A 23781-nucleotide genomic window follows, 5' to 3' on the forward strand; every position below is an offset into this window, starting at 1 on the left:
AATAAAATTCCAAACTATTGAATATTCAGTAGTTTGGAATTTTTGTTTTATATAGGAGGTTAAGGAAAAGGGAAGATGATTATCCCCAAGTGCTTAGCCAAAATTCATCAAAAAAGGTATTACCTGTCCAATCCCATTCTTTTTCCTTTTTTGCTGAGTTAAGTACCTCATCCATAGTATAAGCCCTATAACTTGCTGAGATGCATTCCTTTTCTTCCCAATCGCTTAGTTCACTTTTACAAGAAAAAAATACATATTCACGGTTGAATTCTGTGTCTTTATAGTATCGCTCAAAAGTTTCCTTATAGTTTTGCAATTGGTTGTTGTGAATAGAGGTATAAACCTTATTCTCAAGAAGGAGTGCGTACTTTTCTTCCTTTTGTGTTTCGTTGTTAAACAAGTAAAACTCTGCACAGAGGTCTATACTTTTCCATTGTAACCAAGTTTTTACTTGCTTAATTTCGTACTTACTTAGTTTTTCAGCATCACCAAAAAGCAGTACAGAAGTTATACTTTTGCAGTATTCCTCCATTTTGGGATTATGATAATCTCTTTCTCTATTAGTAATGCAACGAAGTGTCCAAGATAAGAAGAAGTCTACCAAACTTTCTTTTCTGCCTGTATTTTTTTCATCGTGCATAAAGAACGATTTTGTTTTGTCCATTCTGTCTTTCTCCATTTTGTATAGTTTTTAAAAATATTCTTCTCTCAAGCCCTTTTTTATTTTTTCATTGTCTAGTGTAAAAGTATATTCTTCTGGGAAATACTCTGAAAGTTCTAATTCTGAGGTACTGAACTGTAGTTCAGAAAGGAGAGGGTATTCTTCTTTTATGTCTAAATCATACTCGCTTTTAATTATAAATTTAGGTGTATTTTCTCCTCCTATTTTAGCAACGTTCTTAATATCTATTGGTAATAGATAAGCATCTTTTAAAATCCATCTCTTTATATCATTAGAGAAAAATATTTTCGATGTATCATAATAAATGTATTTTGCTGACATTTGATCATTATAATAAGAAGTATAGTCTTCTATTTCTTCTTTCAATTGAATAGCTTCTTCTTTTCCTATTTTAAGATTACTTTCTACTGAAATAGTATCTTCGGTATAATCATTATAGCCTCTATAATCATCATTAGCAGTTAGAATGCGATGTAGTTCTTCTTCTGTTTTATAACTGTATATAGGAATACTTCTACCTATAGTAATTGGATAAATCTCTTCGTCGGCATTATACTTACCTAAATTAATATAGAATCTCAATTCACGAAGTATTGAAACAACTATATCTGAACTAATTTCTTGAATTTTTTCTTTTCCATTGTTTTGTAGTCTTTCCTTAAACTCATTGGTTGTTTCAAATTCTCCTTTTTGTGCCCATTTTAAGAAGTTATCTTTAATTCTTGCTTTTATTTTTGCTATATCTGAAGTGTTTCTTAAAGATTCTTGCTCTTTTCTAATTCTTGCTTCCTTTTCTTCAAGCCTCTTTGTTTCTCGTTCCTGTTCTTCTTTAAGGCGTTTTTCTTGTAGTTCCTGTTCTCTTTTAGTCTTAGCTAATTTTTCTTGCTCTTCTCGTTTTTGCTGTTGAATTATTTGTCGCTGTTTCTCTTCTTTTTCTTTTTTGAGTTCAGCAGGAGTTTTGAGTTTTTCAGCGGCTTTCATTTCGTCTGCTATTTTAGTGATAAGTGCGTATGCTTGTATTGAACCGTGTTTTTTGCTATAAGTAGCGAGTTTTTGGTTAAACATTCCTCTAAGCATAGCTTCACCGAAGTCTTTATCTTTTCTTAGCCGATTAATTTCAGAAAGAGGAATACCTACCTGCTGTAAGTATTTATTCTCTATGGCTTCTACTTTTTTTTGATAAGCTGTTTTTTGTTGTGCAAAAGTAGGAACTACCAATAACAATAGTAGCCCTATTAAAAACATTCTTTTCATTGTATTTTGAATTTTGTTAATAATATTCTATGGTTCTTATGGTAACAGATTTAGGGGTAGCATCTTGGAAGTAAATTCTTTTTACCCAATTTCCTTTGCTATCTGATTCATAACGAGAATAAGATACTTCAATCCACTTATCTTCAAGTTTTGTAGTAGTATTTCGTTTTCCTATAAGATTACCCTTACTGTCATATTCTGAATATTCTATTCTCTCTCCTACTTTTATATCAGGAATAGGGTCGCTACTATACTCATCACTTATGATAGGAGTTCTATGCTCTATCAATTGATTATTTTCATTATACTTAAAGAACTCATTAAATTTTTTATCATCAGCTCCGAGAACAATTAGATTACCTTTCTCATCATACTGATAATTTTTCTCAGAAAAAACGAGATACTCACCTGCTATGTTCTCTTCTGTCCTGATTAATTGTCCCTTTGAGTTATATTTATAAATTATTTCATCTCTTGTACTACCATTAGGCAAAATTATTTTCTTCTTACTTTTATGCCCCTCATTATCATATTCATAAATATAAGACATTCTTTTATCCTTAGGACGGTGATCTGTGTAGTATTCCTCATACTCTTCTCTTACAAGTCTATCTCCTTCGTAAATATAAGTAGTTTTAGTATTCAAAAACCTATTGGGTAATGGCTCTGAAGTAGCTATTTCTGTAACATTTCCTTTTTTATTGAACAAGATTTTTTTTGTACCTTCATAGCTAAGTTCTTTCCCTGCTAGAATTCTTCCTGACTCTTCTACTGCCTTATAAGTAGCATACTCAATGGATTTTACATTCCCTTTTAGTTCATATTTTTGCAAATCTTCAGTCTGCTTGTCAGATTGCCCACAAGCTATCTGTAATAGTAAACTAATTAATAGTATGATTCTATTCCTCATTTTGTTGTTTTTTTTGAGGAAGTAGATTGTATGCTTTACAACCTACTTCGTTGGTTTATATAATTTTAGCTAATAATTCTTGTGCTTTTTTATTATTGTTGTTGCTACTTTTGGTAAGCCATTCGATAGCTTTCTCTTGGTTTTTATCAACAAAGATACCTTCTAAGTAGCAAAATCCTAAATTATATTGAGCTCTTGCTTCTCCTTGAGCAGCAGCTTTTTCCCACCAAAAAAAAGCATTCTCATAAGATTGAGGGTTAGATCTCCCTTCAAAGAAACGGAATCCCATTTCAAATTGAGCTTCAGCATCTCCATTTTCTGCTTTTTCTAAAACTTTGCTTCCTCCGAAAATATCTACTTGTGCTTTTTCCATATTTTCCAAGTATTTAGCAGCTTCATCTTGTTTAGTGGCTATAGCTGATTTTCTTAAGGTTTTACCCCATTTGTTATCTGTGAATTCTCCATCTGCCCCCAATAGATAGAATTCATAAAAAGGTATCAACATATACCAACCTGATTTACCACAATCGTGACATCTTTTTACTCTTTGTGTTAAGTTAAAAAATATCAACGGAACAAAAGCTAATACATAAACTAAAAAAGCTGTGTTTACATTCTCAAAAGACTCAAAAATATGGTCTATAAGGTAAGCTCTCAGAATGATGTAATATGCCAAACTGATTAAAAAAGTAATGACGTATTCTTTTCTACTAATACGTCCTTTAAATGAAAATGGTGCTTTAAACATAGTATAATAATTTTATTTGGTTACCTACTCTCTTCAGGCTTTTCGGTTTCCGCCTTGTTGTTTATATAAGGACATAAAAAAACGCGGTGCATTCCTTGTTTACTCATTACAGAAGCCCGACCAAAGGCACACTACAAAGTAAAAAGGAATGCCCACGTAACCGCAGGCACTTCCACTTCACTTCCCTGTAGTGTAAAGAAAAATTGGTCGTATTTCTGTAAAGGAAAATGTAAAGCGAAACGCTAATATTGTTTATGTCTTTAAATGACTATTTAACCGCAGTTAAATAGTGTTTAAATTGTTCTCGGTTGTCTAATTTTGGTGCATAGTTACGACAAATTTTTGTACTATGCAAGTTTTTAACATTTATTTTTTTACAGATGAGTTGTAAAAAATTAGAAATCAAATAGCAGAAGATAGATCAATGAGGGCGTGAGCACTAATATATTTTGAACTTTATCGCGAGTGATGAGTGTTGCTATAAATATAACTTTTTCTAACATAAGAGCTACAATTTTAATCCTTTTAAGGCGTCTAATAGTATTTCTACTCTTTGTTTGCAACTCTCGAAGAAAGCTTCACTTTTTACAATTTAGCGCCCTCCCGTAGCGTCCAAAAGTTCGTTGTTCTTTTGGGTGATAGTAGCGACTTGCTGTAATAGATTTTTTAGTTCTTTCATCATTATTTCTTTTGGGATACAAAATTAGGAAATTAAAGTCAAAATATTGTTTTTCGCTGAAAAAAATGTATATTTGTGCGTTTTCTTTCTAAAAAGAATTATTATGCAACAACTTACTTACACCACTGACGATAATACAGAATATCAACCCTGATTACTTTTTGGGGCACTTGATGAATATAAGGCTCAATGATAACTATCGCCTTAGCTTAGAAACTATTAGCGGATAATGATACTGAACATACCAATATGAATATACGTCCTGTTATCACAACTGATATAGCCTTATTGCAGGCTATTGGCAAACAAACTTTCTACGAAACCTTTGCTGAGACTAACACTCCAGAGGATATGGAGCAGTACCTCACTACAAGCTTTGCGACAAGCAAAGTACAGCAAGAACTATCAAATCCAGATTCTCTTTTCTTCTTTGCCGAAGAAGAAAATGAGGTGATAGGTTATTTGAAGCTCAATTTTGCCTCTGCTCAAACAGAACCACAAGACCCTAATGCAATGGAAATAGAACGTATCTATGTGTTAAAAGAATTTCACGGCAGTGGGGTAGGTCAAGCGCTTTATCAAAAAGCTATTGAAGTAGCTAAAGAGCGAAAAGTATCTTATGTGTGGTTAGGTGTATGGGAGAAGAACGAGAGAGCTTTGCGTTTTTACCAAAAAAATGGATTTGTAGCTTTTGATACCCACACCTTCGTCTTAGGCTCTGATGCTCAAACCGATATTTTAATGAAACTGTCGATGTTTTAAGATACGAAAATATAATGATTAGCTATATGCAAAAAAAATATAGAAGGTCAAGATAATAGTCGGCAGTACAACTCTCTTTGAGTTGATTTTAGAGGGGAGTATGAAATCAATAAAAATATTTAAAATGATACGTAACAAAACACTTATTTTCTTTTTACTCATATTATCTGCTTGTGGCAAACAAGCAGGAGAAGACGAACAACAGAAAGGGTATTATTATTCGCAAAGTCTGTTTGATCCCTATATAGCTCAGGGTTCTATTTTCACAAGAGAAGTTAAAAATATGCCTTTGGCAACGAACTCGGCTGCCATAGCTGCTTATATGCCCAAAATGCCCGCTGAATATCTGCCTGAAAAATTTAAAAAAACGGTGCTAACTTCATTGTGTACAACATCTTATAACATTCCTATTTATGTTGTAGATTCTAATAACCCTCATCAGGAATATGCTAATTTTGAGTCTAAGGACAATAGAGTTATCTACAAAGAAGACCTTATTAAGTATACTACGGGGCGTATTCCCTTGCCTAAATATGCACAACCGGCAGGCGGAGGGGATAGAGCTTTTGCCGTTTATGACAGAGCAACAGGAATAATGCGAGAATATTTTTACGCTGTTAAAGATGAGAAAGGTACTTGGCATTTTGCTGCTTCTGGATATTTTAAAGCAAAACCAAATTTCAAAGATTTGGGTAAGGACAACTTTGCGATGCAACACACCACAGGAGGGTCGGCAGTAGTGTGTATGCTCAATCCACTCTCTCAAATAGGCATCGCAGAGGCACGAAAAGGTGAGATAAAACACGCTTTGTCATTTACTATTGCTAATGCAGGAAAAGGCTTTTCTTATCCAGCAAAACAAGGAGATGGAACTTCAACGAACCCCAATGCTCCCTTGCAAGGACAATGGTTTCGCATAGATCCTAAAATTGACCTTAACAAGCTAAAACTTCGTTCTTTTACCCTTTTGGTAGCCAAAGCGGTACAGAAATATGGAGGTTATGCAGCCGATAAGAATCTTTTTTGCCACGCCTTTACTGCTGAACACCCTATAAACGAAATGGTACAAGGGAAACCTAACCCTTGGGAAAAAGGTGGGGATATCTATGAAAAATACAACGGAATAGACCTTAATGATTTCCCTTGGCATCTTACCCAATGGGCACCTGTTGATTGGGGGAAAAATTAGCAAATGGGGAAAGGTTGAGGAGTTCGGAAGGAAACGGAAAAGTTCGGAAGAGGGGAGGAAGGTTTTTTGATGAAAAAAGGCTGTAAGTAGGGTGTGGTTAGCTTATAGAGAGCTTATAGGAAGCTTATACGAATCTTGGACGATTGGTATAGGAAGGGTATATAAGTAATTGATTCATACTGTAATACAACAATGCCAAAAATGCCAAAAACGGAGTTTCGAGGCGAAAGAAAAGGAATCCTCACCCCAATCACATACTCTCCTATTCGGAGACCACTCCCAAGGAGAGGGGGAAGGTAGTGACGGAAAGAGAATGGGCGGGTTGGGAAATTAGAGAATTAGAAAATTTGGAAATTAGCAAATGGAATGGGAGGTTCTAGCTCTTAGGGCATAGGCAGTAGGGGAAAGTATGATGGAAAAAGAAACAAGTGACGAGAGACGAATGACGAATGATGAAGGTAATACGGAGGAGATTTCAACTTTGAGAAAGGGCGTAGGACGACAAGCAAATTAGAAACTTTGGCAAAGGTAGTAGCAGGACAGGCGAGTAGAAACTTTGAAAGTGTAAAAGTTTGAGACTTCGATAAATTTTATGCTACTAACTATCAACCTCTTAAAATATTCTTCTAAAAATATTGCGAAAAAATAATTGCTATTTTAAAAAATAGTTGTACTTTTGCACGATATTTTGTAAATAGGCTTTGTGGGGAGACCTCTATAAAGCCCGGTAAATTTATTATATTCACCATAAATAATATGGCAAGAGAAAAAAATACAGCTGTTCCTAAATTTGATAAGATTTCGATTGGTTTGGCCTCTCCTGAATCTATCTTAGCCGTTTCACGCGGTGAGGTTACTAAACCTGAAACTATCAACTATCGTACTCACAAACCTGAACGCGACGGGTTGTTTTGTGAGCGTATTTTTGGTCCTGTAAAGGACTATGAATGTGCTTGTGGTAAATACAAACGCATTCGTTATAAAGGCATCGTCTGCGACCGTTGTGGCGTGGAAGTAACCGAGAAAAAAGTACGCCGCGAAAGAGTAGGACATATCAACCTTGTGGTGCCTATCGCTCACATTTGGTATTTCCGCTCATTACCTAACAAAATAGGTTATTTGTTAGGGCTTCCTTCGAAAAAGTTGGATATGATTATCTACTACGAGCGCTATGTAGTTATCCAACCAGGTATTGCCAAAGGACCAGAAGGTGAAGATTTACAATACTTAGACTTCCTTTCAGAAGAAGAATATCTCGCTATTACTGAGAGTCTTCCTGCTGATAACCAATATTTAGAAGATACTGACCCTAATAAGTTCATTGCTAAAATGGGGGCTGAGTGTCTTCTTGAACTCTTAGAACGTTTGGATTTAGACGCACTTTCTTACGACTTGCGTCACAAAGCTAATAATGAAAGTTCTAAACAACGCAAAACTGAAGCTCTTAAACGCTTACAAGTGGTAGAGGCGTTCCGCGAATCTCAAAGAAACCGCGAGAACAAGCCTGAATGGATGATAATGAAGGTGATTCCTGTAATTCCCCCTGAATTACGCCCGTTAGTACCGCTCGATGGGGGACGTTTTGCGACTTCCGACCTTAACGATCTTTACAGACGTGTGATTATTCGCAATAACCGTCTAAAACGCTTGATGGAAATCAAAGCTCCTGACGTGATTTTGCGCAATGAGAAACGTATGCTTCAAGAGTCGGTAGATTCACTTTTCGACAACACACGTAAATCATCAGCTGTAAAAACAGAGTCTAATCGTCCGCTTAAATCACTTTCTGACTCATTGAAAGGTAAGCAAGGGCGCTTCCGTCAGAACCTCCTCGGTAAACGTGTAGACTATTCAGCACGTTCGGTAATTGTGGTAGGTCCTGAACTCAAAATGTACGAATGCGGTTTGCCAAAGAATATGGCAGCCGAACTCTATAAGCCGTTTGTAATACGTAAGCTCATCGAGCGCGGTATTGTGAAAACGGTGAAATCAGCTAAGAAAATCATTGACAAGAAAGAGCCCGTAGTATGGGATATCTTGGAGAATGTAATTAAAGGTCACCCTGTACTACTGAACCGTGCTCCTACTTTGCACCGTCTGGGTATTCAGGCATTCCAACCTAAGCTCATCGAAGGGAAAGCAATACAGTTGCACCCGCTTGTGTGTACAGCGTTCAATGCCGACTTCGACGGTGACCAAATGGCGGTGCACTTGCCATTAGGTCCTGAGGCTATCTTAGAGGCACAACTCTTGATGTTGGCTTCACACAATATCCTCAACCCTGCCAATGGTTCGCCTATTACTGTACCTTCACAAGATATGGTCTTGGGGCTTTACTACATCACCAAAGGTCGTAAGTCTACCCCTGAATATCCTATTAAAGGGGAGGGTTCAGCTTTTTATTCAGCAGAAGAAGTGAATATCGCTTATAACGAAGGGAAGCTCAGCTTAAACGCTTTTATTAAAGTGAAAGTGCGTGACCTCGACGAAAATGGCAATGTGTATTACCCCGTAGTAGAAACTACCACTGGACGTGTGCTCTTCAATGAGCTTGTACCTTTGGAAGTAGGCTACATCAACGAGGTACTTACCAAAAAATCATTGCGTGATATCATCGGTCGTATCCTAAAAGCTACTAGCATTCCTGTAACGGGAGACTTCCTTGACAAAATCAAGAATATGGGATACCGCTTTGCCTTTAAAGGCGGATTGTCGTTCAGTTTAGGCGATATTATCATTCCACAAGAAAAAGCTAATATGATAGCCGAAGCTAACGGACTCGTAGATGGTATTATGATGAACTATAATATGGGTCTCATTACCAATAACGAACGTTATAATCAGGTGATTGACGTGTGGACATCTACCAATGCGCAACTTACTGAATTGGCGATGAAACGCATCAGTACAGACCAACAAGGGTTCAACTCAGTGTATATGATGCTCGACTCCGGAGCGCGTGGTTCTAAGGAGCAAATTCGTCAGCTTACCGGTATGCGTGGTTTGATGGCAAAACCCAAGAAATCGAGCGTAGGGGGTGGTGAAATCATCGAGAACCCTATCTTGTCGAATTTTAAAGAAGGTCTATCTATCCTCGAATACTTTATCTCTACCCACGGTGCCCGTAAAGGTCTTGCCGATACCGCTTTGAAAACAGCCGATGCGGGTTACTTAACTCGTCGTTTGGTAGACGTATCGCAAGACGTAATCATCAACACCGAAGATTGTGGTACCTTGCGTGGAGTAGAAGTACGTGCCCTCAAAAAGAACGAGGAAGTAGTAGAAACTCTTGGCGAGCGCGTTTTAGGACGTGTGTCGCTCCACGATGTATACAATCCTCTCACTGAAGAACTTATTGTGGGTGCTGGTGAAGAAATTACTGAAAAAATAGTAGATAAAATAGAAGCCGCTCCTATCGATATGATAGAAGTGCGCTCGGCACTTACCTGTGAAGCAAAACACGGTATTTGTGCAAAATGTTACGGTCGCAACCTTTCTACCGGACGTATGGTACAGAAAGGGGAAGCCGTAGGGGTAGTTGCTGCCCAGTCTATCGGTGAACCAGGTACCCAGCTTACCTTGCGTACCTTCCACGCAGGTGGGGTTGCGGGTAACGTATCAGAAGAAAATAAAACTGAAGCCCGTTTTGACGGTGTACTAGAAATAGAAGACTTACGCGTAGTTCGTGGTAAAGACAACGAACAAAACCCTGTGGACGTAGTAGTGCGTTCATCTGAGCTCCGCGTGCTTGACCCTACTACCAAAATGGTACTTCAAACACACGATATCCCTTATGGAGCGCACATCTTTGTAAAAGACAAAGAAGAAGTGAAAAAAGGAACTTTACTCTTCCAATGGGATCCCTATAATGCGGTAATCATCTCGGAATACTCTGGTAAAATCGCTTATGAAGATATCGAACAGGGAGTTACTTACCAAGTGGAAATAGATGAGCAAACAGGCTTCCAAGAAAAAGTGATTGTAGAATCGCGTAACAAGAAGCTGATTCCTACCTTGCTCATCACTGATAAGAATGGTGAGACGCTCCGCTCTTACAACTTGCCTGTGGGTGCTCACATTATGGTGGACAACAACAGCAAGATTGAAGAAGGTAAGGTGCTTGTGAAAATACCGCGTAGCTCTGCCAAAGCTGGGGATATTACAGGGGGGCTTCCTCGTGTTACCGAGCTCTTCGAAGCACGTAACCCATCGAACCCTGCCATCGTATCCGAAATTGACGGGGTAGTATCGTTCGGTAAAATCAAACGCGGTAATAAAGAGGTAATCGTTACCTCACGCTCGGGCGAAGAACGCAAATACTTGGTGAAATTATCGAGCCAAATCTTGGTACAAGAAAACGACTTTGTACGTGCAGGTAAACCACTTTCTGACGGCTCTGTAACACCTGATGATATCTTGCGTATTAAAGGACCATCGGCAGTACAACAGTATTTAGTAAACGAAGTACAAGAGGTATATCGCTTGCAAGGGGTGAAAATTAACGATAAACACTTTGAGGTTATCGTCCGCCAGATGATGCGTAAAGTGGAAATCCAAGACCCAGGTGATACTCTTTACCTCGAAGGTCAGTTGGTTCACAAAGACGACTTTATAGAAGAAAACGACCGCTTGTTTGGTAAGAAAGTAGTAGAAGATGTCGGAGATTCTGAAAACTTAAAAGCGGGACAGATAGTGAGCTTACGTGAATTGCGCGATGAGAACTCACTACTCAAACGCTCCGATAAGAACTTGGTAATCGCTCGCGATGTGATTCCTGCTACTGCTATGCCAGTGCTACAAGGTATCACTCGTGCATCGCTACAAACCAAATCGTTTATCTCAGCAGCTTCTTTCCAAGAAACAACCAAGGTATTGAACGAAGCAGCGGTAAGTGGTAAGGTAGACTTCCTCGACGGCTTGAAAGAAAATGTAATCGTAGGTCACCGTATACCAGCAGGTACTGGACTTAAAGAATACGAGAAAATCATCGTAGGCTCTAAAGCTGATTTAGAACCCGTAGTAGAAAAGAAAAAATCGAGATAACCAATGGACGAAGTAGAAGAAAAAGAAGGACAGTTGAGCATTGAGCTCGACGACAAGGTTGCCAAGGGAGTATACTCTAACTTAGCAATTATCAACCACTCGTCTACCGAGTTTGTAGTCGATTTTGTGAGTGTAATGCCAGGGATGCCCAAAGGGAAGGTGCGCAGTCGCATTATCCTTACTCCTGAGCACGCCAAACGCCTGCTATTCGCCTTAGATGATAATATCCAGAAGTTTGAACAAGCCAATGGTACTATCACCAATAGCGACGACCGTCACGCCATTCCTCTCTTTGGTGTAACCGGACAAGCCTAATTTAATTACAAATAATCATAACTTTGCCAAAGATGTTAACCGCCTATGCGGCTCACACCTTTGGCAATTTTTTATTACACTTTCTTCAAAAGCAATTCCTTTTTTAGCTTTTTACCTTTTATCGCCCTACTAAACTTATTTTTAATGTCGTTTTTCTTCACTCTCTACCTCTCTCATACATAGTGCATTATACACTCTTCCTATACCAATCGTCCAAGATTCCTATAAGCTCTCTATAAGCTCCCCATACCCAAAATACATCTCTACCACCAAAAAAATATATCTTTTTCTTACCTTTTCTTTCTATCAATAAATCAGTGACTTAAGCACTTCTATTTCAAAAATATTAATTATTTCTGGTACTATGTATTGCATAATACTTATTTTTGTCGTATCTTTGCACCGAATTTAAAAACATCAAAACTATGGAAGAATTTAATGTCGAAAAAACAAGAACACAGATGCGCAAAGGCATCTTAGAAATGTGTATTCTTTCCATTATTGACAAAAACAAAGAAGCTTACGTTTCCGACCTGATTGAGGCGCTCAAAACAGCCGATATGATAGTGGTTGAAGGAACGTTATATCCTTTGCTTACCCGATTGAAAAACAGCGGGTTGCTAACCTATCAATGGAAAGAATCTACCTCAGGTCCTCCACGTAAATACTACATTCTAACCGAATCAGGCAGACGCTTCCTAAACGAAACCGTAAAAGCCTGGCGTGACTTACAAACAATGATTGATAAAATTATTTAAATTATGGACAAAGTAAAAAACATTAGTTTGGGTGGTTTTTCTTTTATCATCGAAGAAACCGCCTATAATGCCCTCAATAACTATCTCAATGAGGTGCGTAATCATTTGAACCAAAATACCGATAGAGAAGAAATTCTCTACGATGTAGAGCAACGTATGGCTGAACTACTCAAAGTTCGTCTTAAAGAGCGCGAAGTAGTAATCGGTCAAGACGTGCAATATCTTATAGAAGTATTAGGTCGTCCCGAACAATACGTTGAGAGTGAAGAAACCTCTTCTGCTGAAACCAAATTTACTTTTTCTTCTTTGAAAGGGCGAAAGCTATACCGCGATATCGACGATAAGAAAATCGGTGGCGTACTCTCAGGCATAGCCCATTATCTTCAATACGACGTTACTTGGGTACGCATCTTCTTTCTATTAGTCTTACTGGTGAATATCTTCATTCTTCACTTTTTTACCTCTGCTCTGTTACTCTTGTATATTGCGTTTTGGGCTGTGGTACCTGCCGCACGCACAGCCGCTCAGAAGTTAGAGATGAAAGGTGAAGCCGTAACCATCGATACCCTTTCCAACTTCTCTTTTACGAGCAAAGAAACCCTAAAACCTCAAAGGAATGGCTTCCCTGTCTTACTGAAAGTAATACTCTACTTTATTGCAATTCTATTACTATTGCCATTGCTTATATCCTTAATAGCCGTAGTGCTCTCCTTATTTGGCATAACCGTATTCGGAAGCATTAGTCTGCTTGCCCTTAACGATTTTCTTCCCTTTATAGTGACAGCAACTTGGCAACACACTTTGTTGTACTTTTCAGCAGTATTATTGCTCTTGTTTCCTGTTTCAGTGATTTTACTGCTTTGTTTCAAACTTTTTGTAAAGGATTTTCATACACCCAAAAGCTGGATAGTGTTCAATGTACTGAGCTTAACCATAGGTATCATAGGAGGTTTCACAGTCTTAGGAACTGTTTTAAGAGACTTTACCTCCGAAACCGTCATACAAGAAAAAATACCCGTTGTTACCACTTCCGATACTTTGGTAGTACACCGTAACTATACTCACAAAATGAGTCTTATGGGTATCAAAAACGATAGCCTTGTGGTTGCCGATTGTAATTTCAATGTTAATGAATTACCCGAAGGCGCAGAACCCTATATTGAAGTCTCTACCCATTCAAGAGGCAGGAACATAGGTCAAGCCGAACAGTATACTAAAAATATTCATTATACCTTACAAGTGAAAGATAACCAAATCACTATCCCTGAAACCTATCAAATAGCAAAAGGAGATTTCTATCGTGCACAACGCCTGCAAATCACTCTATTTGTTCCCAAAGGTAAGGAAGTAAAAAGAGATTAATGTAATTTTTTTGTCATTCGTAATTTGTAATTCGCAATTATTTCGTACTTTTGCACGGTTTTTGTTATAAGATGAAAATCTATAGAATTTAAATACGTAATTAACTAATAGAATGAAAAAATCATTATCTGGGTTGCCTTAGCAACTTTCCTATTTGTGGGCTGTCGGGCTACTAAAGTTAGTGCCGATATGGACAAAGCTCCCGCAACACCTTTAGCTCAGAAAACTTACAATGATGCTACCCTCAAAGGGTGGCCTCACGAAGGGTTTAAACAAAACTTCCCTGGACTGAACTTGCAAGAAGCCTATGCCTTACTCAAAGGTCTTACCCCTAAAAAAGTAATCGTAGGAGTGGTAGATTCCGGAGTGGATATCAACCACGAAGACCTTAAAAACGTAGTGTGGGTAAACACTAAAGAAATTCCTGACAACGGAATTGATGACGACAAAAACGGTTATGTAGACGACGTACACGGCTGGAACTTCCTCGGTAATATCGCTCAAGAAAATACCGAGATGACTCGTATTTACAAAACTAAGGATAAGAAAAATCCTGATTATGCCAATGCTAAAAAAGAATTCGATAAAGAAACTGCTGAAACTAAAAAACGCAAAGGCTATTATGAGCAACTTATCCAAATAACTGAATTTGCCGATAACAACTTGCGTAAAATCACAGGTAAAGAAGTGTATACCTCTGAGGACATCGATGCCGCTACCAAAGGCAAAACTTTCGATGCTCCCACTACCGAGATGATTCAGTTTATGAAACAGCTATTAGCAGATGTCTCTAATTCTGGTGATATCAAAAAAGAACTCAACGACGCTATTGAGTATTTCGATACAAAACTGAAATATCACCTCAACCCCGATTTTTCGCCTCGTAAAACTATCTTAAAAGATAATGAAAACGACTTTACCAAAAAGTATTACGGCAATAATAACGTAATAGGTCCCAATACCAAAGATGCCCTACACGGCACACACGTGGCAGGTATTATCGGAGCTGAACGCAATAACGGAATCGGTATGAATGGGGTTGCCGATAATGTGCTCATTATGGCAGTACGCGCTGTCCCCGATGGTGATGAGTACGACAAAGATATAGCTCTTGCTTTGCGCTATGCAGTAGATAACGGAGCCAAAGTGATAAACACCAGCTTTGGTAAAGCTTTCTCTCCTCACAAAGAATGGGTGTATGACGCTATCAAATATGCAGCTTCTAAAGATGTTCTTATCGTAAACGCTGCGGGTAACGACTCTCAGGATATCGACGTGAAAGATACTTATCCTAACGACGAAGTAAACAAGAAAGAAATCTCCGATAACTTCCTTACCGTAGGGGCTTTGAACTACGAATATAACAAGAATTTAGTAGCCTCTTTCTCAAACTATGGTAAACGCAATGTCGATGTATTTGCTCCTGGGGTAAAAATCTATTCTACCACTCCTGAGAATAAATACGAGTTCTTGCAAGGAACCTCAATGGCTTCTCCAGAAGTTGCTGGAGTTGCAGCCTTGTTGCGCTCTTACTTCCCAAGTCTCAGTGCAGCTGAAGTGAAGAAAATCATTATGGAGTCTGGTGTAAAAGTAGATATGAAAGTATTCGTAGGTGAAGATGATGAAGGTAAAAAACGCAAAGAAATGAACTTCGCCGACCTTTCTACTACAGGTACTATTGTAAATGCTAAAAATGCAGTAATCTTAGCCGCTAAAATTACTAAAACAAAACTTAGCAAGTAGAAATTAATTTATATAATACAATGAAAAAGCCGTGTGAGAAATTCTCACACGGCTTTTTTCATATTTGCTTGTTATTCATATAAGTCATTAGCTTTTAAAATGCCTGTCGTGCTACGACTGCTACGACTGCTACGACTGCTACGACCTATTTATGAGCGTTGTAAAGCTCGGCAACTTTCGCCCAATTAATCACGTTAAAAAACGCCTCAATATAATCAGGACGACGGTTCTGATAGTGCAAGTAATAAGCGTGTTCCCACACATCTAATCCCAAGATAGGAAAACCTCCGCAACCAGTGTTAGGCATTAGCGGGTTATCTTGGTTTGCAGTAGAGCAAATTTCAAGCTTACCTCCTTTATGTACACAAAGCCACGCCCAGCCAGAGCCAAAACGAGTAGCCGCAGCCTTGCTAAAAGCTTCTTTAAAAGCTTCAAAACTTCCAAAAGCCTCTTCAATTGCCTTAGCCAATTCTCCCGTAGGCTTACCTCCGCCATTAGGACTCATCACTTCCCAGAAAAGATTGTGATTGTAAAAACCGCCAGCATTATTGCGAAGAGCAGCATTGTTCATATCAAGTGAGGTAAGAATTTCCTCAATAGTTTTGCCTTCTACCCCTGCTGGAGCCAAAGCCGTATTCAGGTTCGTAGTATAAGCGTTGTGGTGCTTAGTATAGTGTATTTCCATTGTACGCGCATCGATGTAAGGTTCAAGCGCATTGTAAGCATACGGTAATTTAGGTAATGTAAACATAGTATTTTCTTTTTAAATTTTTAGCAAAAGTACTATAAAAGCTAATTGGTTGAGATACTTTAATGATAGATTTTCTTTATATAGGTATAATTATATTTTGGAAAGTATAATTATTTTCGTACTTTTGCAAGGTATTTTTTTTTACAAAAACCACTACCCTATAATTATGAAACATTATATCTTTTTTCTCCTTTATAGCTTTATTTTCGCTACTTATGCCCAAGAGCTTTCTCTTTTAGACCGCCTTTCTGCTATTAAAAACGGCGGTAAAGATTTTTATGCTATTGATGGCTATATCATTACTAATGAAAATTTGAACCTCCCTTTTGATGAGAAAGGATTCAAAAAAGCTTACCGCAAACTAAAAGTAACAGCGCAAGAAGCTACTGCCAATCCTCGTGTGCTTGTTGATAACTATATGGTAGTAAAAGAAACTGACGAGGGAGTGCAAAGTTTGTATTTTGTAAAAAACAAAGCTAATAATATTGCTCTTATTTATTTTACCAAGCTCAAAAACAGAGAACCTGAGGTAGAAGAAGCCTTAGTAAATCTCATTGTAGAAAACAAAATTCCCGAAGATAAATACGCTCCTACTGATGCGAGTAGTATCAATTTCGCAGGCAGAACCATTCCGCTAATGGATGACTGTTATTTTACGGGTATTAACATTGTACTATGCCCTTATAATGGCGGGATGAACTGGGATATATACCGCACCTTGGAAGACGCCCAACAAGCCGTTGCCGACCAGTTTGCTGTGAACACACAGCGCAAAAGTGTCAAACCGACACAAGAGGAAGAAGTAGACGTTATCTTTGAAGAAGTACCTACTAAAGCCAAGAGAGTAGTGTTTGACCTCAAAGGGGTAACTTCGCTCTTAGCCGGAATGTCCAGTGGCAAAACTCTTACGGTATACTATGTTGCGCAAGTGGTGCGCAATCGTCCCGTGGGCTGTGTGATGAGCTTTTGGAATAACGATAATATCAACTCTAATACAGGTTTACCCTTGCTTTTAAGCCGTGTAATGCGATTGAAATAAACAACTTCTTTTAACCACTATATGAAAAAATACTTATTAGGGCTCTTATGCCCTTTATGTCTCAACGCACAAAACAAAACTACTCAAAAACCTAACGTCATCATCATTGTAGCCGATGATTTAGGCTATGGCGACCTAAGTTGCTATGGCGAAAAGACAATTCATACCCCACAGGTAGCCTCTCTCGCCAAACAAGGAATAGTCTTTACGAACGTACATTCCACCGCTGCCACTTGCACACCTTCGCGCTATTCACTCTTCACGGGCTTGTACAATTGGCGACGCAATGACACTGGTATTGCTCCTGGTGATGCTGCTATGGTCATTCGTCCTGAGCAAACCACCATTGCCGATGTGTTCAAATCAGCAGGCTATACTACTGGCGCTATTGGCAAATGGCACTTAGGCTTAGGAGGCGAACGCGGTAAACAGGATTGGAACGGCTTTATCACACCTGGACCTTCCGATATAGGCTTCGAATATTCCTGCATAATGGCTGCCACAGCCGACCGTGTACCTTGCGTGTGGATAGAAAACCAACGCGTAGCCAATTACGACCCCTCAGCACCCATCGAAGTAAGTTATAGCCTGCCTTTTAAAGGTGAACCTACGGGTAAGAACAACCCCGAACTGCTCACTAAACTCAAACCTTCCTTACACCACGGTCACGACCAAACCATAGTGAACGGCATTTCGCGTATCGGCTATATGAAAGGGGGTGGCAAAGCACTCTGGACGGACGAACATCTCGCCGATACCATTGTAGCCAAAACGGTAAAATACATCGAAAATCACAAATCACAACCTTTCTTTCTCTATGTGGGTACTAATGATATACACGTACCTCGCTACCCCAATCCACGTTTTGTAGGCAAAAGTGGTATGGGTTACCGCGGTGATGCAATTCTCCAATTCGACTGGACTGTGGGTGAAATCGTAAAGGCCCTCAAAGCTAATAAGCTATACGATAATACGCTTATCATTATCACCAGCGACAACGGTCCTGTGATAGACGATGGTTATCAAGATCAAGCCGAAGAGCTCTTAGGCAGACATCGTCCTTGGGGAGCTTTTCACAACCACGGAGGCAAGTACAGCAATTACGAAGCAGGTACGCGTGTACCCTTTATCGTACGCTATCCTAAGATTGTGAAAAAAGGTACTTCCGACGCTTTGCTTTCACATATCGACCTCTTTGCCTCTTTGAGTAAATTTATTGGTGCTGAGATACCCGCAGGAGTAGCCACCGATAGCGAAGATTACCTCAAAGCCTTCTTAGGCAAGGACAAGAAAGGTCGCCCTTATGTAATAGCCTCTGGGGGAGCGCTCTCCATCACCGATGGTCGTTGGAAATATGTAGTCCCCAGCGATAACCCCTCTTATCAACCCCTCACTCGCACACATCTGGGCAACTATCCTGAGCCCCGATTGTACGACCTTAAAGAAGACATAATGGAGCTCTACAATGTAGCAAAAGACCATCCCGAAGAGCTCGTCAGACTCAAAACAATGCTCGACAATATTAAAAACAGAAAATAGCGCTTTAACAATCAATAATGATATTCGCTCCAAAAAAGTGTCTACCTTTTTTGGAGCGATGTAATATCAATACTTTTTCTTTTATTCTCCCTTCTATTTCCCTTTTTCTTTCGTTTATTCTTCATCTGTCCGTGTGGCTCGCACCATCTTTTGTTCGTTCTTTAGTCATTGTAGACCCACTGTAGAGCCACTGTAGACCCACTGTAGAGCCACTCATCGTTCGCCTTACTTTCGCCTTTCCGTCGCTACATACTTTACCAAAGTTGAAATCCCCTCCACATTACCTTCGTCATTCGTCACTCGTCACTCGTCATTCGTCATTCGTCATTCGTCACTCGTCATTTCTTTTTTTACCTTTTATCTTTTACTTTTTACATAAATCCCATTTTTTGTCATTTGCCAATTATTTTCTATTTTTGCACTTTAAACAACATCTGTTCCGATGGAAGACAATACACCTCAAAACACTACTCCACAAGGAGATAGCATCATTAAAGTCACAGGTATGTACCAAGATTGGTTCTTGGATTATGCTTCGTACGTAATCCTCGAACGCGCTGTACCAGCAATCGAAGATGGCTTTAAGCCCGTACAACGCCGTATTATGCACTCGCTTAAAGAATTAGACGATGGTCGCTACAACAAGGTGGCTAACGTCGTGGGGAATACAATGCAGTATCACCCTCACGGCGATGCGAGTATAGGCGATGCTATTGTACAAATCGGTCAGAAGGACTTGCTCATCGATACGCAAGGTAACTGGGGGAATATCCTCACAGGCGACGATGCAGCAGCACCTCGTTATATCGAAGCTCGCCTTTCTAAGTTTGCCCTCGATGTGGTCTTTAGCCCTAAGGTAACCGAATGGCAATCCAGCTATGATGGTCGTAAGAAAGAGCCTATCAGTTTACCGGTGAAGTTTCCGCTCCTCTTGGCACAAGGTACCGAGGGGATAGCCGTGGGGCTTTCTACCAAGATATTACCTCACAACTTCATCGAGCTTATCGAGGCTTCCATTGCTTACCTCAAAAATAAACCTTTTGAATTATACCCCGATTTCCCTACTGCGGGTATTATGGACGTAAGTGGCTATAACGATGGGGCAAGAGGTGGACGTGTGCGGGTGCGTGCCAAGATTTCGCAACTCGACAAGAGTACGCTTTGCATCACCGAAATTCCGTTTACTACCACCACTACCTCGCTCATCGACTCTATACTGAAAGCCAACGAAAAAGGCAAGATAAAAATCAAAAAGGTAGACGATAACACAGCTGCCAATGTAGAGATATTGGTGCACTTGCCCAACGGCACGTCGCCCGATAAGACTATCGATGCACTCTACGCCTTCACTGCCTGCGAAACAGCTATTTCGCCCATTACCTGTGTGATTGAGGACAACAAACCGCATTTTCTCACCGTCTCAGAAGTGTTGCGTCGCAGTACCGACCGCACAGTAAGTCTGCTCAAACAAGAGCTCGAAATTGAACTTTCTGAACTCGAAATGCAATGGCACAGTGCCTCGCTCGAAAAGATTTTCATCAGAGAAGAGATGTATATCGACTTCAAGAACTACACCGATAGAGAGAGTTTGTACGAGTACTTGTACCAGCGTTTTGAACCTTTCAAAAAAGATTTGATCCGTGAGATTACCGATGACGATTTGGCTAAACTCACTCAAATACCAATGATTCGCATCACCCGCTTCGACTCTTATAAGGCTGATGAAAATATCCTCAAAATAGAAGCCGATATCGAGGAAGTGAAAAACCACCTTGCAAACCTTATCGACTATGCGATTTCCCATTTCGAACGCCTTAAAAAGACTTATGGTAAGGGGCGCGAACGGAAAACCGAAATGCGCGTATTCGATACCATCGAGGCGACCAAAGTAGTGGTGCGCAATACCAAACTCTATGTGAACAGAGCTGAAGGTTTTGTAGGTACAGGCTTACGCAAAGATGAGTATGTAGGTGATTGCAGTGATATCGACGATGTGATTGTATTTACCGAAAGCGGTGCGATGTACGTTACCAAAGTATCCGATAAACAATATATAGAGAAAAACATCATACACGTAGCGGTCTTTAAGAAAGACGACAAGCGCACCGTGTACAATATGATTTATAAGGATGGACAAACGGGCTTCTCCTATATCAAGCGTTTCAACGTTACGGGTATTACCCGCGATAAGAAATACGAGCTCATTCCTCAACACAAAGAGTCGCGTGTGCTCTATTTCACAGCCAACCCTAATGGTGAAGCCGAAGTGGTAACCGTGAACTTGCGTCAGTTAGGCACTTTGCGTAAACTGCGATGGGATATCGATTTTGCCGATACCCTCATCAAAGGGCGGGGCGTGAAAGGAAACCTCGTGAGCAAATACGCTATCAAGCGCATCGAGCTAAAAGAAAAAGGCGTATCAACCCTCAAACCGCGCAAGATATGGTTCGACAATATTGTAAAACGCCTCAACACCGAAGAGCGCGGCACGCTACTCGGGGCTTTCAAAGGCGATGACCGTATGCTTCTCATTACCAAAGAGGGCGTCGTGAAGACCATTATCCCCGAATTGAGTCTGCATTTCGAGAACAATATTGCCGTAATGGAGAAATGGGTGCCCGAGAAACCTATTTCGGTAATTTACTACGATGGAGAGAAAGAACGCGTGTTTGTAAAACGTTTTGTGGTAGAGAACGAAAACCGTGAAGAGTTAGTCATTACCGAACATCCTAAATCGCAATTGCTCTTCGTCTCTGCCGATTGGCGACCTATGGCTGAGGTAGTCTTCACCAAAGAAAAAGGCAAGGAGAAAGAGAACCTCATTGTGAATTTAGAAGAGTTCATCAGTGTAAAAGGCATCAAAGCCTTGGGCAACCAGCTCACCACCGACAAGGTGAAAACTGTCAACACTCTTGAATCTCTCCCCTACGAAGAACCCCAAGAAGAGGAACCCGTAGAAGACCTCGGCGATGAAGAAATTGTCCCTCCTCCCTCTGAAAATGAGAGCGACGGCACCCAAACAGAATTAGAATTTTAATACATCATACACTTTGCCAAAGTTTTTAATTGCTCGTCGTGCTACGACCTTTGGCAAAGTTGATTAATAATTTGCTTAGACAACTTGGAGCAAGTGTAAGCACTTATTATGAACTAAAATAAAAGCGGGCAATATATTAGAAATTTATTATAGTAATTGAGCAATACCTTTGTGGCTTGTCCCCCTTCGGGGGTTCGGGGGCTTTAATATAAAAACAAACCTTATGAAAAACTATATCACACTCTTTGTCATATTGTTGTTGGGTAGGAATGTAGCGGTGGCACAAGAGAGCAAAGAAGCTGTGCTCCACCGGCTCAACCAAACCATTGAGCAGAGTGCTACTTATATACAAGCCAAAGAACAGCGTATTACTTCCTTGGAAAAGACTCTTAAAAAAGCCTCTCAACCAACAGAAAAATACGACCTGCACAAACAATTGTATACCGAATACCGAAAATTTAAGGTCGATTCGGCAGTAGCCTATTTGCTGAAAAACGAACAAATAGCAATAGCTTTAAACGATGCTGAAAAGCAAGACGAAACCCATATCTTGCTCTCTAAACTCTACTCGGTAAAAGGAATGTACGTAGAAGCGTTGCAACTGCTAAAAGCTATCGATAAACACCGATTACCCAAGGAATCACTGTGTGAATATTACGATTCGTGTTATGCCTTGTGCAGTCATTACGGGCAAAGCATCAATAATAGTGCTTATTTAAGTGCCTCCAACCGCTACCGCGATTCCTTACTATTGTGCATAGACAAACAGTCGCTTACTTTTAAGGTAAACAGTGCTATCGATGAGTTCTTTACAGGAGACCAAAACCGCGCTATGCAACAGTTTCAGCAACTATTGCCTCAAACTACCGAAGAGGAACCTGAACGTGCTATAATAGCTTATTATTTAGGTCTTGTAGAACGAGAAAAAGGAAATGACAACCTTCAAGAATACTATTTTGCCCTTTCTGCTATCGCCGACATCAAAAATGCAATCAAAGATAACGCTTCCTTGCAGAGCTTAGCGCTTACTTACTACAAACGAGGGAATATAAGCAAAGCCTATCAGTTTATCAAAATGGCAATAGATGATGCTGCCTTCTGCAATGTGCGACACCGCGCCGAAGAAGGTGCCTCTTTCTATTCCATCATCAACACCGCCTATCAAGAGAAAGAAGCCAAACAAAAGAAAGAATTACAACTGTATTTGGTACTCATCAGTGTGTTATCAGTAGCCCTGATTATCGCTTTGGTATATGTGTACAAACAAGTAAAGCGATTGATAAAGATACGTAAAGAACTCTCTTACAGTAATCAGCAACTCGAAAAGCTCAATACCGACCTACAACTGATGAACCAAAACCTCGAAGAGGCAAACCTCAACCTCGAGGAGGCAAATCTTATTAAAGAAGAGTATATTGCTCATTTCTTCAACCTCTGTTCTGCTTATATCGATAAGATTGAAAACTACCGAAAACTACTCTACAAAAAGGCTTCTAAACATCAGTTTGACGACCTTACCAAGGTGCTAAAATCTACCTCCGTAGTAGAACAAGAATTAGAGGTACTTTACAAAAATTTCGATACCATCTTCCTCAATATATACCCGCATTTTGTAACCCACTTCAACGCTCTTTTAGAAGAAGGCGAACAAATCTTCCCTAAAAAAGGTGAACTACTGAATACCGAATTGCGTATTTTTGCCCTTATTCGTTTAGGCATCACCGATAGCAATAAGATAGCCGAATTCTTGCGTTATTCTCTTCGCACAGTGTACAACTATCGCACCAAAGTACGGAATAAAGCGAAAGGAGAACGCGATACTTTCGAAGAAAAAGTGAAGAAAATACGTAATTAATAGGTGAAATTTCAGTACTTTTTTAAGCTTTTTTCACAATTCAATTAGCTAATATTCAATTTGATATTTTTTGAAAGCAGTACTTTTCTAATACCCGATTGCGCACAAGTGTTTT

General features: G+C 39.6%; 16 protein-coding genes. 11 read left to right on the forward strand and 5 right to left on the reverse strand.

Annotation, left to right across the window (positions count from 1 at the left end; genetic code table 11):
* Positions 1-79: 79 nt before the first annotated feature.
* The 4 genes from COCH_RS11100 to COCH_RS11105 are packed head-to-tail and all read right to left on the reverse strand — an operon-like array spanning position 80 to position 3594.
* A complete protein-coding gene (locus COCH_RS11100; protein WP_015781739.1) occupies positions 80-679 on the reverse strand; it encodes a PD-(D/E)XK nuclease family protein in 600 nt (199 codons plus the stop codon).
* 12 nt (positions 680-691) lie between these two features.
* On the reverse strand, positions 692-1936 hold the full coding sequence (locus tag COCH_RS02160; protein WP_015781740.1) for a hypothetical protein: 1245 nt from the start codon (positions 1934-1936) through the stop codon (positions 692-694).
* Positions 1937-1952: 16 nt separating this feature from the next.
* The gene (locus COCH_RS02165; protein ID WP_015781741.1) at positions 1953-2846 is read right to left on the reverse strand and encodes a hypothetical protein; all 894 of its coding nucleotides are present in this window, start codon (positions 2844-2846) and stop codon (positions 1953-1955) included.
* Positions 2847-2901: 55 nt separating this feature from the next.
* The gene (locus COCH_RS11105) at positions 2902-3594 is read right to left on the reverse strand and encodes a DUF805 domain-containing protein (RefSeq protein WP_015781742.1); all 693 of its coding nucleotides are present in this window, start codon (positions 3592-3594) and stop codon (positions 2902-2904) included.
* Between the two features lie 928 nt (positions 3595-4522).
* Between COCH_RS11105 and COCH_RS02180 the strand changes: the two genes are divergently transcribed.
* From COCH_RS02180 to COCH_RS02210, 7 genes are all read left to right on the forward strand, one after another.
* Complete coding sequence (locus tag COCH_RS02180; RefSeq protein ID WP_015781743.1) at positions 4523-5035, forward strand: GNAT family N-acetyltransferase; 513 nt, start codon at positions 4523-4525, stop codon at positions 5033-5035.
* Between the two features lie 124 nt (positions 5036-5159).
* Complete coding sequence (locus COCH_RS12250; protein WP_174250639.1) at positions 5160-6224, forward strand: hypothetical protein; 1065 nt, start codon at positions 5160-5162, stop codon at positions 6222-6224.
* Between the two features lie 756 nt (positions 6225-6980).
* Entirely contained in the window at positions 6981-11267 is a 4287-nt protein-coding gene (gene rpoC, locus COCH_RS02190) for a DNA-directed RNA polymerase subunit beta' (protein WP_015781745.1), read from the forward strand.
* A gap of 3 nt (positions 11268-11270) precedes the next feature.
* Positions 11271-11582 carry a DUF3467 domain-containing protein gene (locus COCH_RS02195; protein ID WP_009418481.1) on the forward strand — a complete coding sequence of 104 codons (312 nt, stop codon included), beginning with the start codon at positions 11271-11273 and terminating at the stop codon, positions 11580-11582.
* 425 nt (positions 11583-12007) lie between these two features.
* Complete coding sequence (locus COCH_RS02200) at positions 12008-12340, forward strand: PadR family transcriptional regulator (RefSeq protein WP_002673691.1); 333 nt, start codon at positions 12008-12010, stop codon at positions 12338-12340.
* Positions 12341-12343: 3 nt separating this feature from the next.
* Positions 12344-13702, forward strand: coding sequence for a PspC domain-containing protein (locus COCH_RS02205; protein WP_015781746.1), 1359 nt, complete (start codon positions 12344-12346; stop codon positions 13700-13702).
* Between the two features lie 189 nt (positions 13703-13891).
* On the forward strand, positions 13892-15445 hold the full coding sequence (locus tag COCH_RS02210) for a S8 family peptidase (RefSeq protein ID WP_015781747.1): 1554 nt from the start codon (positions 13892-13894) through the stop codon (positions 15443-15445).
* A gap of 145 nt (positions 15446-15590) precedes the next feature.
* Here COCH_RS02210 and COCH_RS02215 read toward each other — a convergent pair whose 3' ends face one another.
* Entirely contained in the window at positions 15591-16196 is a 606-nt protein-coding gene (locus COCH_RS02215; protein WP_015781748.1) for a superoxide dismutase, read from the reverse strand.
* 166 nt (positions 16197-16362) lie between these two features.
* Between COCH_RS02215 and COCH_RS12265 the strand changes: the two genes are divergently transcribed.
* The 4 genes from COCH_RS12265 (at position 16363) to COCH_RS02235 (ending at position 23666) form a co-directional block, all read left to right on the forward strand.
* Positions 16363-17235 carry a hypothetical protein gene (locus tag COCH_RS12265; protein ID WP_015781749.1) on the forward strand — a complete coding sequence of 291 codons (873 nt, stop codon included), beginning with the start codon at positions 16363-16365 and terminating at the stop codon, positions 17233-17235.
* 21 nt (positions 17236-17256) lie between these two features.
* Positions 17257-18774 (forward strand): sulfatase-like hydrolase/transferase, encoded by a 1518-nt coding sequence (locus COCH_RS02225; protein ID WP_015781750.1) that lies wholly within the window; start codon positions 17257-17259, stop codon positions 18772-18774.
* Between the two features lie 442 nt (positions 18775-19216).
* Positions 19217-21811: a DNA gyrase/topoisomerase IV subunit A gene (locus COCH_RS02230; protein WP_015781751.1), complete on the forward strand. Its 2595-nt coding sequence runs from the start codon at positions 19217-19219 to the stop codon at positions 21809-21811.
* Positions 21812-22034: 223 nt separating this feature from the next.
* Positions 22035-23666, forward strand: coding sequence for a DUF6377 domain-containing protein (locus tag COCH_RS02235; protein WP_015781752.1), 1632 nt, complete (start codon positions 22035-22037; stop codon positions 23664-23666).
* Positions 23667-23781: the final 115 nt, after the last annotated feature.

Origin of the sequence: Capnocytophaga ochracea DSM 7271 (assembly GCF_000023285.1) — a bacterium.
Classification (GTDB): domain Bacteria; phylum Bacteroidota; class Bacteroidia; order Flavobacteriales; family Flavobacteriaceae; genus Capnocytophaga; species Capnocytophaga ochracea.